This is a genomic window from Paraburkholderia sp. BL9I2N2, assembly GCF_004339745.1.
Lineage (GTDB): Bacteria > Pseudomonadota > Gammaproteobacteria > Burkholderiales > Burkholderiaceae > Paraburkholderia.
Genome location: NZ_SMGP01000003.1, coordinates 107903 through 121573, shown reverse-complemented (window position 1 = coordinate 121573; position 13671 = coordinate 107903). Strand labels below are relative to the sequence as shown.

General features: G+C 59.9%; 13 protein-coding genes. 5 read left to right on the top strand and 8 right to left on the bottom strand.

Features of this window, described 5'->3' with window-relative positions:
- Positions 1–319: 319 nt before the first annotated feature.
- Both B0G74_RS31275 and B0G74_RS31270 read right to left on the bottom strand, forming a co-directional pair.
- Positions 320–1507: an MFS transporter gene (locus B0G74_RS31275; RefSeq protein ID WP_132379698.1), complete on the bottom strand. Its 1188-nt coding sequence runs from the start codon at positions 1505–1507 to the stop codon at positions 320–322.
- 132 nt (positions 1508–1639) lie between these two features.
- On the bottom strand, positions 1640–2794 hold the full coding sequence (locus B0G74_RS31270) for an alkene reductase (protein WP_132379696.1): 1155 nt from the start codon (positions 2792–2794) through the stop codon (positions 1640–1642).
- Between the two features lie 84 nt (positions 2795–2878).
- Here B0G74_RS31270 and B0G74_RS31265 point away from each other — a divergent pair, with 84 nt between their 5' ends.
- Together B0G74_RS31265 and B0G74_RS31260 are read left to right on the top strand one after the other, a co-directional pair.
- Positions 2879–3256: a helix-turn-helix domain-containing protein gene (locus B0G74_RS31265; protein ID WP_132379694.1), complete on the top strand. Its 378-nt coding sequence runs from the start codon at positions 2879–2881 to the stop codon at positions 3254–3256.
- A 167-nt stretch (positions 3257–3423) separates the two neighbouring features.
- The gene (locus B0G74_RS31260) at positions 3424–3720 is read left to right on the top strand and encodes a methyltransferase (protein WP_207915739.1); all 297 of its coding nucleotides are present in this window, start codon (positions 3424–3426) and stop codon (positions 3718–3720) included.
- A 133-nt stretch (positions 3721–3853) separates the two neighbouring features.
- Here the strand turns inward: B0G74_RS31260 and B0G74_RS31255 are convergent, their stop codons facing one another.
- The 6 genes from B0G74_RS31255 to B0G74_RS31230 form a co-directional block, all read right to left on the bottom strand.
- Positions 3854–4675: a TetR/AcrR family transcriptional regulator gene (locus B0G74_RS31255; protein ID WP_132379690.1), complete on the bottom strand. Its 822-nt coding sequence runs from the start codon at positions 4673–4675 to the stop codon at positions 3854–3856.
- A 134-nt stretch (positions 4676–4809) separates the two neighbouring features.
- A complete protein-coding gene (locus B0G74_RS31250; protein WP_132379688.1) occupies positions 4810–6174 on the bottom strand; it encodes an MFS transporter in 1365 nt (454 codons plus the stop codon).
- A gap of 54 nt (positions 6175–6228) precedes the next feature.
- A complete protein-coding gene (gene fahA / locus B0G74_RS31245; RefSeq protein WP_132379686.1) occupies positions 6229–7536 on the bottom strand; it encodes a fumarylacetoacetase in 1308 nt (435 codons plus the stop codon).
- A 134-nt stretch (positions 7537–7670) separates the two neighbouring features.
- Positions 7671–8936 carry a CoA transferase gene (locus B0G74_RS31240; protein ID WP_132379684.1) on the bottom strand — a complete coding sequence of 422 codons (1266 nt, stop codon included), beginning with the start codon at positions 8934–8936 and terminating at the stop codon, positions 7671–7673.
- A gap of 1 nt (position 8937) precedes the next feature.
- Positions 8938–9714, bottom strand: coding sequence for an enoyl-CoA hydratase/isomerase family protein (locus B0G74_RS31235; protein ID WP_132379682.1), 777 nt, complete (start codon positions 9712–9714; stop codon positions 8938–8940).
- Positions 9715–10144: 430 nt separating this feature from the next.
- Positions 10145–10441, bottom strand: coding sequence for a DUF1330 domain-containing protein (locus B0G74_RS31230; RefSeq protein WP_132379680.1), 297 nt, complete (start codon positions 10439–10441; stop codon positions 10145–10147).
- 161 nt (positions 10442–10602) lie between these two features.
- On the opposite strand from B0G74_RS31230, the gene B0G74_RS31225 reads away from it, so the two are divergent.
- The 3 genes from B0G74_RS31225 to B0G74_RS31215 all read left to right on the top strand — a co-directional run bounded on the left by B0G74_RS31225 (position 10603) and on the right by B0G74_RS31215 (position 13608).
- Positions 10603–12009, top strand: a complete 1407-nt coding sequence (locus B0G74_RS31225; RefSeq protein ID WP_132379678.1) for an NAD-dependent succinate-semialdehyde dehydrogenase — start codon at positions 10603–10605, stop codon at positions 12007–12009.
- 78 nt (positions 12010–12087) lie between these two features.
- Entirely contained in the window at positions 12088–13020 is a 933-nt protein-coding gene (locus B0G74_RS31220) for a 3-keto-5-aminohexanoate cleavage protein (protein ID WP_132379676.1), read from the top strand.
- A gap of 156 nt (positions 13021–13176) precedes the next feature.
- Positions 13177–13608, top strand: a complete 432-nt coding sequence (locus B0G74_RS31215; RefSeq protein WP_132379674.1) for a tautomerase family protein — start codon at positions 13177–13179, stop codon at positions 13606–13608.
- Positions 13609–13671 lie beyond the last annotated feature (63 nt).

Genomic DNA, 13671 nt, shown 5'->3' with positions numbered 1-13671 from the left:
CGCATCTCCACGCGTCCGATTGGCGCAACGCGAGCGGTGCGATACCGCCGGTCGCGCGTGACTTCCGCGTTTATTTTGCCTTAGTCCAGTCACCGGAAGAAGGCCACTGTACAAAGAGAAGAAAGTCAGGCGCCAGCGCCTCGAATGAGCATCGCACCTCCGAAAAGAGAAATACGCCCACTGGTTGTCGAGCGTTCGGGAAGGGTTGGCTACGGCCGATCGCTCGTAGGGCGGAAGTCGGCCACATTGGGACGTTAATCCATGCCTTCATGCAGACGTTCGAACGTTTGCGCCACCCCAGATAGCGTTTCCAGGTTCGTCACTTTGCCGGAAAGGCGTGGCGGCGACCGAACCAGACCACCAGAAATGTCGGCACGAGCAGAAGAGCAATCACGCCAGGCAGGTAACGAGCGCCAAGCGTCGTAAGCATCGCGCCACCGACCAGGCCGCCGCCTGCAATTGCTATATTCCAGCAAGTGACGAATATCGACTGTGCGACATCAGCCGCCTCGCCAGCAGCATTTGCGGATGCATTCTGATACAGCGTTCCGGCACCGCCGAAGCTAAGCCCCCACGCTGCGATGCTCGCATAGATTACGAAAGGAGACTCTTGCCAGATGAACATTGCTGCGGAGGCGAAGCAGAACATAGCGACGCTAGCAAGGACGAGTTCTCGCAGCCACTGGTCAACGAGGACGCCGATAATCCAGATGCCGACGAGAGCACTCACGCCGAAGACGAACAATGCTGTTTGCACGTTGCCCGACATGCCTGACGAGGCGAGGAACGGCGAGATGTAGGTATAGATGACGTTGTGGGACATCGCATACGCGAGCGTGACGATCAGCACAGGCTTCACACCCGGAATGCCAAACACTTTGCTGATGGACAGGTGGCGACTTGCGGCGAGGCCCGGAAAGTCGGGTACGCCAAAGCGTACCCACGCCAGCAACAGAACTGTCAGGGCGCTCATGACGCCAAAGGCGGAGCGCCAGCCAACAGCCTGTCCGAGGACGGTGCTGAGCGGGATACCAAGCGACAGTGCGATTGGTGCGCCTACCATCGCTATCGCGATGGCGCGGCCGCGCAGATGTTCGGGGGCCATGCGACTGGCGTGACCCGCAACAAGAGCCCAAAGCAGGCCAGCGAAGACCCCAGCGAAGAACCGTGCTGCGAGCGTAATCGCGTAGTTCGTCGACAGGGCCGTCACAGTATTCAGCACGAAGAAGCCACCGATGGCCAGCAGCAGCACTGACCTTCTACGCCATCCGCGTGTCATGGCCGTCAAGGGGATAGCTGCGATTATCGAGCCAATCGCATAGGCAGTGACGAGCTGCCCAGTCAGCGCTTCCGAAACATTCAAATCCGCGCCAATCTGCGGCAACAATCCGGCCGGCATTGCCTCGGTCATCATTCCAATGAAGCAGGCTGTGGCCAATGCAAGTAATCCCAATACTGGGAGTTTTGTTGATACGTCTATTTCAGTTGACGCTGCGGGTGTAGCCATTCTGTTCTCTCATGTGCGTGGGTTACGAAGCTGTTCCAAACCCAGAGACTCGATTGAATTCGTTTGTTGCGATCACGACTCCTGCATCGAAGCCCACGCCGGGCTCCTCTGCCAAGGCTGGGACCCCGCACTTCAACGACTTTCCGCGCGCTCGACCGAATAGGCGGGGAAGTCCGTGTAGCCCACTTCACCGCGGCGGGTATAGAAGGTCGATGGGTCGGCTTCGGCTAGCGGCCAGCCATGCTTGAGCCGCTCCGCCAGGTCCGGGTTTGCGATGTAGGGTCTGCCGAAGGCGATCAGGTCCACTAGCCCGGTGTCGAGCGCAGCCTGAGCGCTCTCGCGGTTCGTGAAGCCGCCGCACCAGATGATCGCGCCGGGAAAAGCGGCGCGAACCTTGGCGAGCAAAACGTGGTCGATGTGCCGTTCCTTGAACTCGCTGCTCTCCATGTTTCCCGCAGGCATGAGCTGGTAGACCAGATGCATGTAGGCGACCCCGCGGCGACCCAATTGCTCTGCCACGTACAGCAGGGTTTCCTCGGCAAGAGGGTCCGCCGGCATGGAGTTGTACTTGCCGAACGGAGACAACCGAACACCGACGCGCCCCGGACCCAATTCACGCACCGCCGCTTCAACGACTTCCATCAGAAATCGCGTGCGATCCTCGACATTGCTGCCTCCGTAGCGGTCGTCACGGGTGTTGAGCGCCGAGTTCATGAACTGGTCGAACAGATAACCGTTGGCTCCGTGGATTTCGACACCATCGAAACCGGCCTGCCGGGCGTTGGCGAAGGCCTGGGAAAAGGTGCCGACCAAAGCCGACACTTCATCGGTGCTGAGGCGCCTTGGCGTGCCTGCACGAATGAAGCCCAACTTGCCATCGGCGTCGTGGGCAAACACATCGGAATGCTCAGCCCGTTCCCCGGTTACCCCCCAAGGGGGCTCGCCATTCGGCATGATCGACGGATGCGCCATCCTGCCGACATGCCATATCTGCAAAAATATCGTACCGTCATGCCGGTGAACTTCATCGGTCACCCAACGCCAGCCCTGCCGCTGGGCTTCTGTGTAGATGCCGGGCGTCAAGGCGTAGCCTTTGCTGGATGGTGCAACGTCGGTGGCCTCGGTCACGATCAGGCCGGCACCGGCCCGCTGCCCATAATAGGTACCCATCAGTTCATTGGGGACATCGCGATCGGACGTCCGCGTGCGAGTCATGGGCGCCAGGACAATGCGATTCTTCAGCGGAACGATGCCGGCAAGGACTTGAGATTCGAACAGGTTGGCCATATGTCTTCCTTCGATTGGTTACAATCGAAAGCTTACTTTTCGGTAGTCGCCCCCTCTACACACCGTTTGGTCAGTGGTTAGCAAATGAAGATCATCAACAAGCTACCGGGCTTGCCGGGCGAGCGAGCGCTAGCCGTCCTTTCAGGGCGCTGGAAGGCGGTCATCCTCTATGTGCTGCTGGATGGCCCACAACGCACGTGCGAGCTGGAGAAGCGCATTGCCGGCATCTCGCAGAAGGTGTTGATCGAGCAGCTGCGAGCGCTAGAGGAACACGGAGTGGTGAGCCGGCAGCCCAGCGCTGGGGACAGTCAAGGGATCGAATACCTGCTCACCCCGCTTGGCGCAAGCCTGCGGCCCATCCTGGATTCTCTGATCGAATGGGGAGCTCATCACGCGAAAGAGCTCGACGAGGTCCATAGGCTTCTGCCATGCGATGCTGTCGTTCGAGATCGTATTGGCTGACGCCTAGTTGCTGTCGCTGTCCGAGACGTAGTTTCAGACGGTTAAGGTGTGAACGATCGCGTGATGGAGTCGAGTCGGATCATCGCCATCAGCGGGGTTGGTACGCCCGCCCTTTGATGACGGCGGGATGCCAGTAGCCGAAAATATCGATTCCTATCGGACTTCTAGTGGCAGCTTATGAGACCTGGTCCGACGAAGATTGCATTCGAATTCTTCGCAACTGCCGTGCCGCAATGACCCGAAGCGCGCGCTTACTGATCGTGGAGCAGATCCTCGAGCCCGACCCGGCGATCGGACGGCCGAGCGGTTATCTGATCGACACGCAGATGATGGCCATGTTCGGTACCGCGCGGGAGCGTACAGGAGCTGAATTCGAAAAACTGCTCCAGGGTTCAGGTTTGGGACTTGAGCGCGTGATTGAAACCACATCGCCGGTGTTGGTCATGGAAGTTGTCCCGATATGAGCTGCGGTGCGCTCGCGGTGTGTGCTTCGGAGAAAACGGAAAGAACGTTGCGGGTCGATTGTCGGCCTAAGGCGCGTTCAAAACGATATTCCAGAGCGCGTCACCGGTGCCGCGTTCTCGATAGCGACGACAACTACGCTTTGGCGCGCTTTCGAGCCGTGCGTGTAACCGCTGGCTTCTGAAGGGGCGCGCATTGCTGAATCACGCTCTGGAGATGATCCGGACCCGCCGTGATGGCGCCAAGTAGTGTCATCACGACGAAGTCGATCAACTTGGGTATCGCCACTTTCGTGTCCGCGCGCGGCGCGCGGTTGGCCAGGAGCAGTGTGGCGAGACCATGCTCCGTACTCCACGCGGTATGGGTCACGAGTTTGAGATCGGAGTGGGCCCAACCACTCTCGATAGCCAGCGCCTCGATCGTCTCGGAAAACAACCCGAACGACCTGTTACTTTCCTCGGCGAGTTCTGGATACGCTTGATGCGCCACGATGCGAGGCCCGATCATCAGACCGAACAGCCCATTGTGGCGCTGCGCGAACTCAACATACACCCGCATCATCCGGTACGCTTTGGCAAGCGCCGTATCCTCGCTATCACGGATCGCAACGCGCAGCGCAGCGAGGTCACGATAGCCGCTTGCCGCGATCGTGGCCAGCAGTTCGTCGATACCCGCAAAATGTCGCGAGGGCGCGGCTTCTGATACGCCCACCATGCGCGCGAGGTAACGCAGGCTCAAGTCTTGTGCCGATACCTCCATGAGCGCGCTGCGCCCCGCTTCGATGAGCGCGTTGCGCAGATTGCCATGGTGGTAATCCGCATTCTTCGGGATAGATGACTTGGGGCTCACGTGACCTTCGTTCGAGGAGCAAAACAAGGAAATGATTATAAATTCTGCGCAAAGAGGCACGCAATATCGCGGATCGCATGTTAAACAAGCATGCGTCGCTACAAGCATTCTAGCGGCTCAGTTGCGGGGCCGGGCGTCGGAATACATCGCAGGCCTGGCCGCTCAGAGGTGCGCAGTGCCCGGAACGGCTTTTCGGTGCAAAACGCGGGTACTTGCCGCGGCCCCACGTCGGCATCGACTAATCACGTTGCACTTTTAACCGATATATCGCCAACCGGCGATCGCCTCCTGACAATGCGCTGCACGCCGAACAGAAGAACAACGACGCCAAGTGCCTGGACACAGGCCACCATGATGAATCCACTCGCATAAGTTCCCGTTGCGTCGCGAACATACCCGATCACAAAGGGCGTAACGAAGCCAGCGACATTGGCGACGGAACTGATTAACGGCACGCCAACGATCAGCGACTTACCGCTGAGCAGGCCGACAGACATCTGCCAGAAGAGCGTTATGCCAGCTCCCGTTCCCGCGAAGCCAAGAACAAGCAGGAAGAAAGTCGCGGTGGTACTGCTGTGCCAAACAAACACGAGCGCCGAGAGGCTTACCGCAGTGAAGACCGACGCCAGCGCACAGAAGAGCCGGCGGCGATGCGGGGCGCCCCCGATGCTGCAGATGAGCACATTGCCCAATGCCCCCAGAATGCAGGCACCGGCAACGGCACGGCCAATCTCATTGTACCCGCCGAATCCCGCCTCACGCAGTATCGTCGGGGAGAAGAAAAACAGTGCCGCGGTGGCGGCAAGGAGGCAGAAGTAAGCGGCGCTCAGGATCCAGACAGCGGGGTTGAGTAACAGGGGACGCTCGTCTACGCCGATGTCGTCCATCGTTTCGGCATTCTTCCTGAGATCGTCCTCGATGAGTTCACGCTGTCGCGCCGAAAGCCACTTCGCGCCGCCGGGCAGATCCGGAAGTATCGCGAACGCGACGCACGCCAACACGATCGTTGGGATAGCTTGAGTGAAGAACATCCATCGCCAGCCCTGAAAGCCGGCCAGTCCGTTTAAGTGCTCGAGCACGAATCCCCCCGTCAAGCCAATCATGACGGTCGAGAAGAGCGACCCGGAGTGGAAAATACTGAAATTGCGGGTACGCCTTGTCCCCGGGAACCACGCATTGAAGTACAACACTACACCTGGGTAGAACCCGGCCTCGAATACACCGAGCAGGAACCTCAACGCGTAGAACGTCGGTGCGCTATTGACGAACGTCATCGCAACACTCGTCATGCCCCAGCCGCCGGCGACACCGGCAAGCACAGCGCGTGCACCGAACTTTTTTTGCAGCATGGTCGTAGGCACGCCGAACAGCACATAGCCGACGAAGAAAAGCCCGGCGCCCAATCCATATACCGTTTCGCTGAATCGCAGATCCACGACCATCTGCAACTTCGCAAAAGCAACGTTCGAACGACCGACCCACGCCAGCATCCATAGGCCAAACAATATCGGCAGTATTCTCCATTGGGCCGAAGCGTAGGCTTTCCGCAGGAGGGCGTTGTCATCTGATGATGACCCGTCTACACAGGCTTGCTTCACCACTTCCATTCGGTCCTCCGACGTGTTGTGTTGATACCGGTAATACGAGGCGCACTGCGGTTATCAAAGGTCGCCGTTCACTTCTGCGACGCACACTCCGAAGCCGATCGTCCTGAAACCTGCCCGCCTGCATCGGCCGGAGAAAGAGACGGTGTCCCCGTCTTCGAGATACGTTCGCACTTCGCCCGTCGGCAGAGTGATCGGTTCCCGCCCGTCGCGGGTCCGCTCCAGCAAACATCCGCTGTCAGCGCGCTCGGGTCCCGATACGGTGCCGCTCGAAATCAGATCACCGCTGCGCAACGGACACCCGTTGCTGGCGTGGTGGGTCAGCATCTGCGATACGGACCAGTACTGATCTTTGAAGTTGGGGTTCGCCATATCGACGCCGGCTATGCCCGCCTGCCTCATGCTTCGGCTTTGCAGCGTGGCGCGCAGGGAGATGTCGATGGCTGCCGAGGCTGTGTGGGAAGCCGACGTAAGTTGTGCCGCAAGCGGCGGCGCGTCGTCGCCACGTATTGGCGCGGCAACCCTGAATGGCGCAATCGCCTCTGCCGTGACCACCCATGGCGACGCACTGGTCATAAAGCTCTTCGCCAGAAAGGGACCCAGCGGTGCGCTTTCCCAGCGCTGGATGTCCCGCGCGGACCAGTCGTTGACAAGGCAGAGACCGAACAGGTGATCTTCAGCGGAGTCGACGGACAACCGCTTCATCGCATGCGTGTTCCCGCCCACGTAAAAGCCGACTTCGAGCTCGAAATCGAGCTTGGTCGTCGGCCGATATCCACTCGTCGCACTGGTTTGTCCGAGTGGCCGACGGCATGGCTCACCGCTGACCGTCACCGACGACGCTCGTCCGTGATAGGCAATCGGCATGCTTCTGAAGTTGGGATGGACGGGTGCGTCCGGCCTCACGAGTTCGCCGGCCCGTCTCGCGTGATAAATCGACGTATAAAAGTCGGTGAAATCTCCAATCTGCGATGGCAACATCATCGTGCATGCGCTCGCGGGCACCAGACAATTCGACACGGTCTCGCGAACCGCCCCTTCCGTGCACGAATGCAGCAGCGCAAACAGTTTGCGCCGCAATGCCGACGAAGACACCCGTCCCATCGCCATCCATGCATTCAAGGTGTTCTGCCGCAGTGCGTCGTCTTCGGGCGAATGCACCTCAATTGCGTCCGCCAAGAGCAATCGATGCACATCGAGAACAGCATCGCCGATGCGCACACCGATTCGCGGCATAAGGTTTGCCTCTGTACGAAATACGCCGAGAGGGAGGTTCTGCAAGGGGAAATCGGTTTCCAGCGCATTGGCGCTTTCAACCCAACTGAGCGCCGCGGCGTCGTGGGTCTCATCTATCGTAACGATCATGTTTCACTCCAGCGCAATCGACCGCTCGAGACGGTGGCGTGTCAGTGCAAGACGCCGCCTGTCACGTGCAACAGTCGCGACAGCGCTTGCGCACGGGCTACAGCCCGTTAGCGCGCCGCGACACGCGGTTGCATTTAGTTGGCCCGTGCTTCCGCAACAACAGCGGCGTCGATCTCCTTCGCGGACGGTGGCGGGCCGCCGACCAGAATGCCCGCATCAATCGCCCGGCGAACCTCGCCCTCCGACAAGCCCGCACCGCGGAACACCTGCTCGTTGTGTTCGCCGCGAAATGCCGGTGCGCTGCGCATTCCAAGCTCGTCATCGGAAAAGCGCCATGGATAGCCGTGGATGAGATACGAACCGCCGCGGCGATCCGGGACCTCGTGCACAGCACCCCACTGCTTCGCCCAATCGGTCTCTGCCAATTCCTTCAGCGTACGGATCTGGCCTATCGCGATCTTGGCCTCGTCGAGCTGCGCATCGAGCGTCCTGAGATCGCGGAACGAGAGCATCCACGTCTGGATCACTGCGTGCAGTGCCTTGTAGTTCTGCAGGCGGCGCTCAGCGGTCCTGAAGCGTGGATCCTGCGCAAGGTCCATACGGCGCATGGCGCGCAAGTAATTCGGAAACGTGTTGCTGCCGATGATGCTTTGCGCTGCCACGAACTCTTCGCCGCCGGGGCCGACAAAATGCGGGCCGTCGGCGGCGCCGAGAATGCCTGGCTCTGCACCGGTATCGACACCCGCGAGATCGAAGTGAGCGCGTTCGTTGATCGACAGCATCACGGCAGCCATCGCCACGTCGATGTATTGGCCGCGCCCCGTTACTTCACGTTTGCGCATTGCTGCGAGCACGGCGATCGTCGCTTGCAGGCCAGCATAGACGTCCGCGTGCGACAGGGGATCGGTCCACCTGGGGCCGTCACCCGCGCTGTCGAAATGGCGCAATGTGTTGTGCGTGAATCCCGTTTCAGCCTGCACTGTCGGCGCGTAGGCCATGCGCGAGGCCCAGGGGCCGCGCTGGCCGTATCCGGTGATGGAGACGTAGACCAGCTTTGGATTGCGCCTCGCGAGCGTCTCGTAGTCGAGTCCAAACCCTTTGAGCGTGCCGGCCCGAAAATTCTCTACGATGATGTCCGCCTCGTCGCACAGGCGTAGCACAAGCTCTCGTGCGTGCGGCGCGTTCAGATCAATGCTGACGTTGCGTTTGCCGCTATTTTGCTGCGCGTAGTAGCCCGACATGCCGTCGCGATTCGGAAATGCGGCACGCGACACATCGGGCCGCGGCGGCTCGATCTTGATAACGTCGGCGCCGAGATCGGCCAGCGTCCGGGCGCACAGCGGACCTGCCAGCACCCGCGAAAAATCGACGACCTTGATTCCTTCGAGTGGTCCGGCCATGTCAATTCCCTTCGAAAGTGGCGGTACCGGGGCCGGCGGTATCGAAGGCCTCAAGTCCACGCTTGAGATCTTGCGACGCCCAGATCGGCTTCTGCAATTCGAACATCGCTTCGTCGGCGGCAGCGACACCCTCGTTGACCGCGACCCGTATGAGCTGCTTGGTCGCGGCATGCGCGATGGTCGGGCCGGCCGCCAGTTCCTGAGCAACCGACAGCGCGACTTCATCGAGTTTGTCGTCGGGCACGACGAGATTGATCAGGCCCCAGCGTTCGAGCGTTGCCGCGTCGTAGCGGCGGCCGAGCATCGCGAGCTCTTTTGCACGCGCTGGGCCGGCCCGCATCACCTGACGCTGGATGCCGCCGAGCAGCGGATGCAGGCCGAGCGCGACCTCGACTGACCCGATTTTGGCCGATTCGGCGACCACGCTGAAGTCGCAGGCGAGCGCCACTTCAAAGCCACCGCCAAGGCATGTACCGTTCACCGCGACGACGATCGGGATCGGTAGTGTCTCGAAGCCGCGAAGCACCTCGAGCGGATCCATCAGCGCCTTGCCCTGCCTGGCAATGCGATCCGGAAAAAGCGAGACTTCGGCACCGGCCGAGAAGTGCCGCAGACCGCTGCGCAGCAGGATCGCGCGCGAGCCGCGTTTCACCGCTTCGTCGAATTCTTCGAGTAGCGCGCGATACAGCGTCGGACCCATCAGGTTATGTGGGCGACGGTTCATCGTAAGAACCGTCACATGACCTTTGAGTTCTTTCAGAACAATTGCTTCGTCCATTCTTGCTCCATTTCGTCAGGTTCAAGTGTTTTTCGATTTATATGTTAACAAGCATAACATGAGAGTGTTGTTCTGTTACCAGCGTTTTCCCTGGCCGAAAAAGGAAGGACTGGAGAGGTTCGTTTCTTTGCAGCAGCAAAGACAATCAGACTACGGCGAGACCCGAGACGGGGTTCGACTATTCGAACGTCGTAATGCAGTCTGTGATGCGATATCGGTAGCATACCGAACGACAACAGAATGACACGATCGATTCGATATACGTGTGCCCGTCAAGACCTGAGGTTGGTCCCGTCCGTGCGTCGCGAAGCACTTCAACCATCAGATAGCCTGGACATCAGGCGTGTGATGGAATGCTGGCGGCCCCTGGGTGAACAACGCTCGCGCTGTCATACAGTGCACCCGGCCTCGTTGGCCTCCAGCGAGCCTCTCAGTCATCGACGCCTGCGACGACGCGCGCGTCCCTTTCCGCTCCGTCCGCCAGTACGGCCAACGCTTTCTGATAAGCCTCGCTCTGAAACGTGGCAAGAGCCTGTTCGAAGCTCGGAAATTCGACCACGACGGTCCGTTCCTTGAGACCCGCCTGGAACGCAACGACCTCGCCGCCTCGCACCAGGAATTTCCCGCCGGCTGCTTTCACCACCTGTGTCGCGAGGACGCCGTACGCCGCGAGTTTGCTTGCGTCATGGACCGCCCGATACGCTGCCACCCAATATCCCTTTGCCATTTCGCTTCCTCAATTTAAAAAATACCTGATCATAGTAACACCGTTAACATCAAGTTCAATGAGGGTTATTCCTGGTCAAAAAATTTAGTCGGAAGGTGAGATAACGGCGTTAACATTAGTCAATGCGGTGACTCAATGCCAACCTTTTTGCGGAGAACTCCATGCCGTACACGACTGTCAATCCTGCTACCGGCGAACTGCTCGCCACCTACGACGACATATCCGACCAATTGCTCGAAGCGAAGCTCGCTGCCGCGCATCGCGCTTTTGAAACCGATTGGCGCCGCCGTCCGGTCAGCGATCGGGCGCGCATTGTGTCGCGCGCCGCGGCGCTGTTGCGGGAAAAGGCTGTCGAATACGCCGGCTATCTGACGCTGGAAATGGGCAAACGCAGCGGTGAAGCGCTTAGGGAAGTCGAATCGGCGGCCAGCATTCTCGACTACTACGCGAAGCACGCACAAACCTATCTGCAGCCCCGGCCGCTTGCAGAAGCGCCCGGCGCGGCCGTGCACATCGAGCCGGTCGGCGTGCTGCTAGGCATCGAGCCGTGGAACTTACCGTACTACCAGATTGCGCGAGTGGCCGGGCCCCAACTGATGGTGGGTAACGTCCTGCTGCTCAAGCATGCCGAAAACGTGCCGCAATCGGCATTGGCCTTCGCGCGACTGTTCGAGGAAGCGGGTGCGCCCGAAGGCGTATATACGAATCTGTTCATCTCGATCGAGCAGGCCGGGCGCGTCATCGACGATCCGCGCGTCCAGGGTGTGACGCTGACGGGCAGCGAGCGCGCCGGCGCCGCCGTCGCCGAGCGTGCCGGCCGCAATCTGAAGAAAGTCGTGCTCGAACTGGGCGGCAGCGATCCGTTTATCGTACTCGAGGATGCGCCGCTCGACTGGGCGATCCAGAGCGCGGTCGCGGGCCGCATGTTCAACTCAGGTCAACTATGCGTCAGTTCCAAGCGCATCATCGTGGTCGGCAAGGCACGCGGCGACGCATTCCTCGAAGGCTTCGCGAAGCGGATGGCAGCGCTCGAGACCGGTGATCCGGCCGATCCGGCGACCGCCGTCGCCCCGGTAGCATCCGAGCGCGCGCTGAATCTGCTGCTTGCGCAGATCGATCGCGCGACATTGCACGGCGCGCGCATCGCATGTGGCGGCAAGCGCGTCGAGCGCCCGGGTTTCTACTTGCAACCGACTGTTCTAACCGACATCGCGCCGAAAAACCCGGTATTTGCCGAAGAACTGTTCGGCCCGGTCGCCGCTTTCCACGTCGTCGAGGACGAAGCCGCCGCGATCGCGCTCGCCAATGGCACGCCATTCGGTCTTGGCGCGTCGGTGTTCACCGCGGATACCGAACGCGGCGAGCGGGTCGCCGCGCAGATCGACAGCGGCATGGTGTTCGTCAATCAGCCGTTCGGCACGGCGGCGGAACTGCCATTCGGTGGCGTCAAGCGTTCAGGTTTTGGCCGGGAGCTGTCTCAGTTGGGCTTCGACGAGTTCGTCAACAAGAAGCTGATCAGGGTTGCCCCCGTCGGGGCGGCACCGTTCGGCCCTGCACGGGCCGCTTGAACGGGGAGCCTGACGCTGCTCCCATGACGAAGGGCGCGATTGTGGCGCCTCGTTCCTCTTTCCCTTTGACCGAACACTATGATGAACAAGACGATTATCAGTTGCGCGATAACTGGAAGCGACGATACCCCGCGGCTGAGCCCTGCAGTGCCCGTGACGCCCGAGCAAATCGCCAATGAAGCGATTGCTGCATGTGAGGCCGGTGCGAGCATCGCGCACATCCATGTTCGTGACCCCAGGACTGGTGTTCCAAGCACTGAGCTGTCGCTCTATAAAGAAGTCGTTTCCGGTATCCGCGGTAGTGGGTGCCCGATATTGATCAATCTGACGACGGGCCCGGGTGCACGTTTCGTTCCGAGCGACGAAGACCCGAACCGGGGAAGTGAATTGAGTACGATGATGACGCCCGAGGCCCGCGTCCAACATGTGCTCGAGTTGCGTCCGGAAATCTGCACTCTGGACGTAGCGACCATGAACTTCGGCAATCGCGCATTCGTCAACGTGCCCGACCATCTCGTCAAAATGGCAACCTTGATTGAGGAAGCAGGCGTGAAGCCGGAAATCGAGGTATTCGATCTCGGGCACGTGCGCCTCGCGCGCCACCTGATCGAAACGCAGGGGATTCTGCAGGCTCCGCTGTTCCAGTTGTGTCTTGGTGTTCCATGGGGAGCCTCCGCCGACACCGAGAGCCTCCTTCAGATGAAGCGGTATCTGCCCGAGAATGCGCATTGGTCGGCGTTCGGCATCTCGCGCGCCCAATTTCCGATCGTGGCGCAAAGCGTGATTCTTGGCGGCCATGTCCGCGTCGGTCTCGAGGACAATCTTTATCTTGCCAAAGGCGAACTGGCACCGGGCAACGCGGCACTGGTTAAACGTGCGGTAGCTATCGTCAAAAGTATCGGCGCAGACGTGGCAACGCCTGACGAGGCTCGCAGCATACTCGGCCTTCCCGGTCGCCAATACAACGGGGTAAGAGCGTGCTACGGTGCCGAGCGGGATCGCCTTCCCTAAGAACGCTGCGCTGTGAGGAGCAATGGTTTTAACCGGTAGCCTGTCCCTGGGCTACCGATACCGCCGCCTCACTGATGTCAAGTTCATCATTTCTCGCAAGAGACTTAGATGTTCTGACTTAAGAGACGCGGCATCTATTGATGCATGGAGACAAAAATGCCTTTGTGGAACATCTATCATCCGGTCGGCGCCTACACGGCAGATGACAAGCAGGAAATGGCCAAGCGAATCGCCGACATTTACATCATTCCTCGCTTCTACGTAGGGGTTCTGTTTCATGAACAGCCGAAAGACTCCTTCTTCATGGGGGGTGAGCCGCGAAGCGACTTTGTCAGAATCAGATTAGACCAATTCGCCAGACACATTTCCAAGGACGTCGAGTGGACGGCGTCCTGGCTGCGCAAGGCGAACGCTGCGATTGCGCCATTCGTCCAGGATCGAGGCTATCACTACGAGTTGCACGTCGGCGAAACGCCGCGAGAACTGTGGTTGATCGACGGCATTCGACCACCTCGGCCTGATACGGAAGCTGAGAAGAAATGGAAGCTTGAAAACCGGGCGTCGCCATATGATCCGAACGAAGGTTGAATGGATTGGTTTCGTCGGAAGCAGCGTCGGTGGCTGCACTGACCGCGACACCCGCGCCGTCGT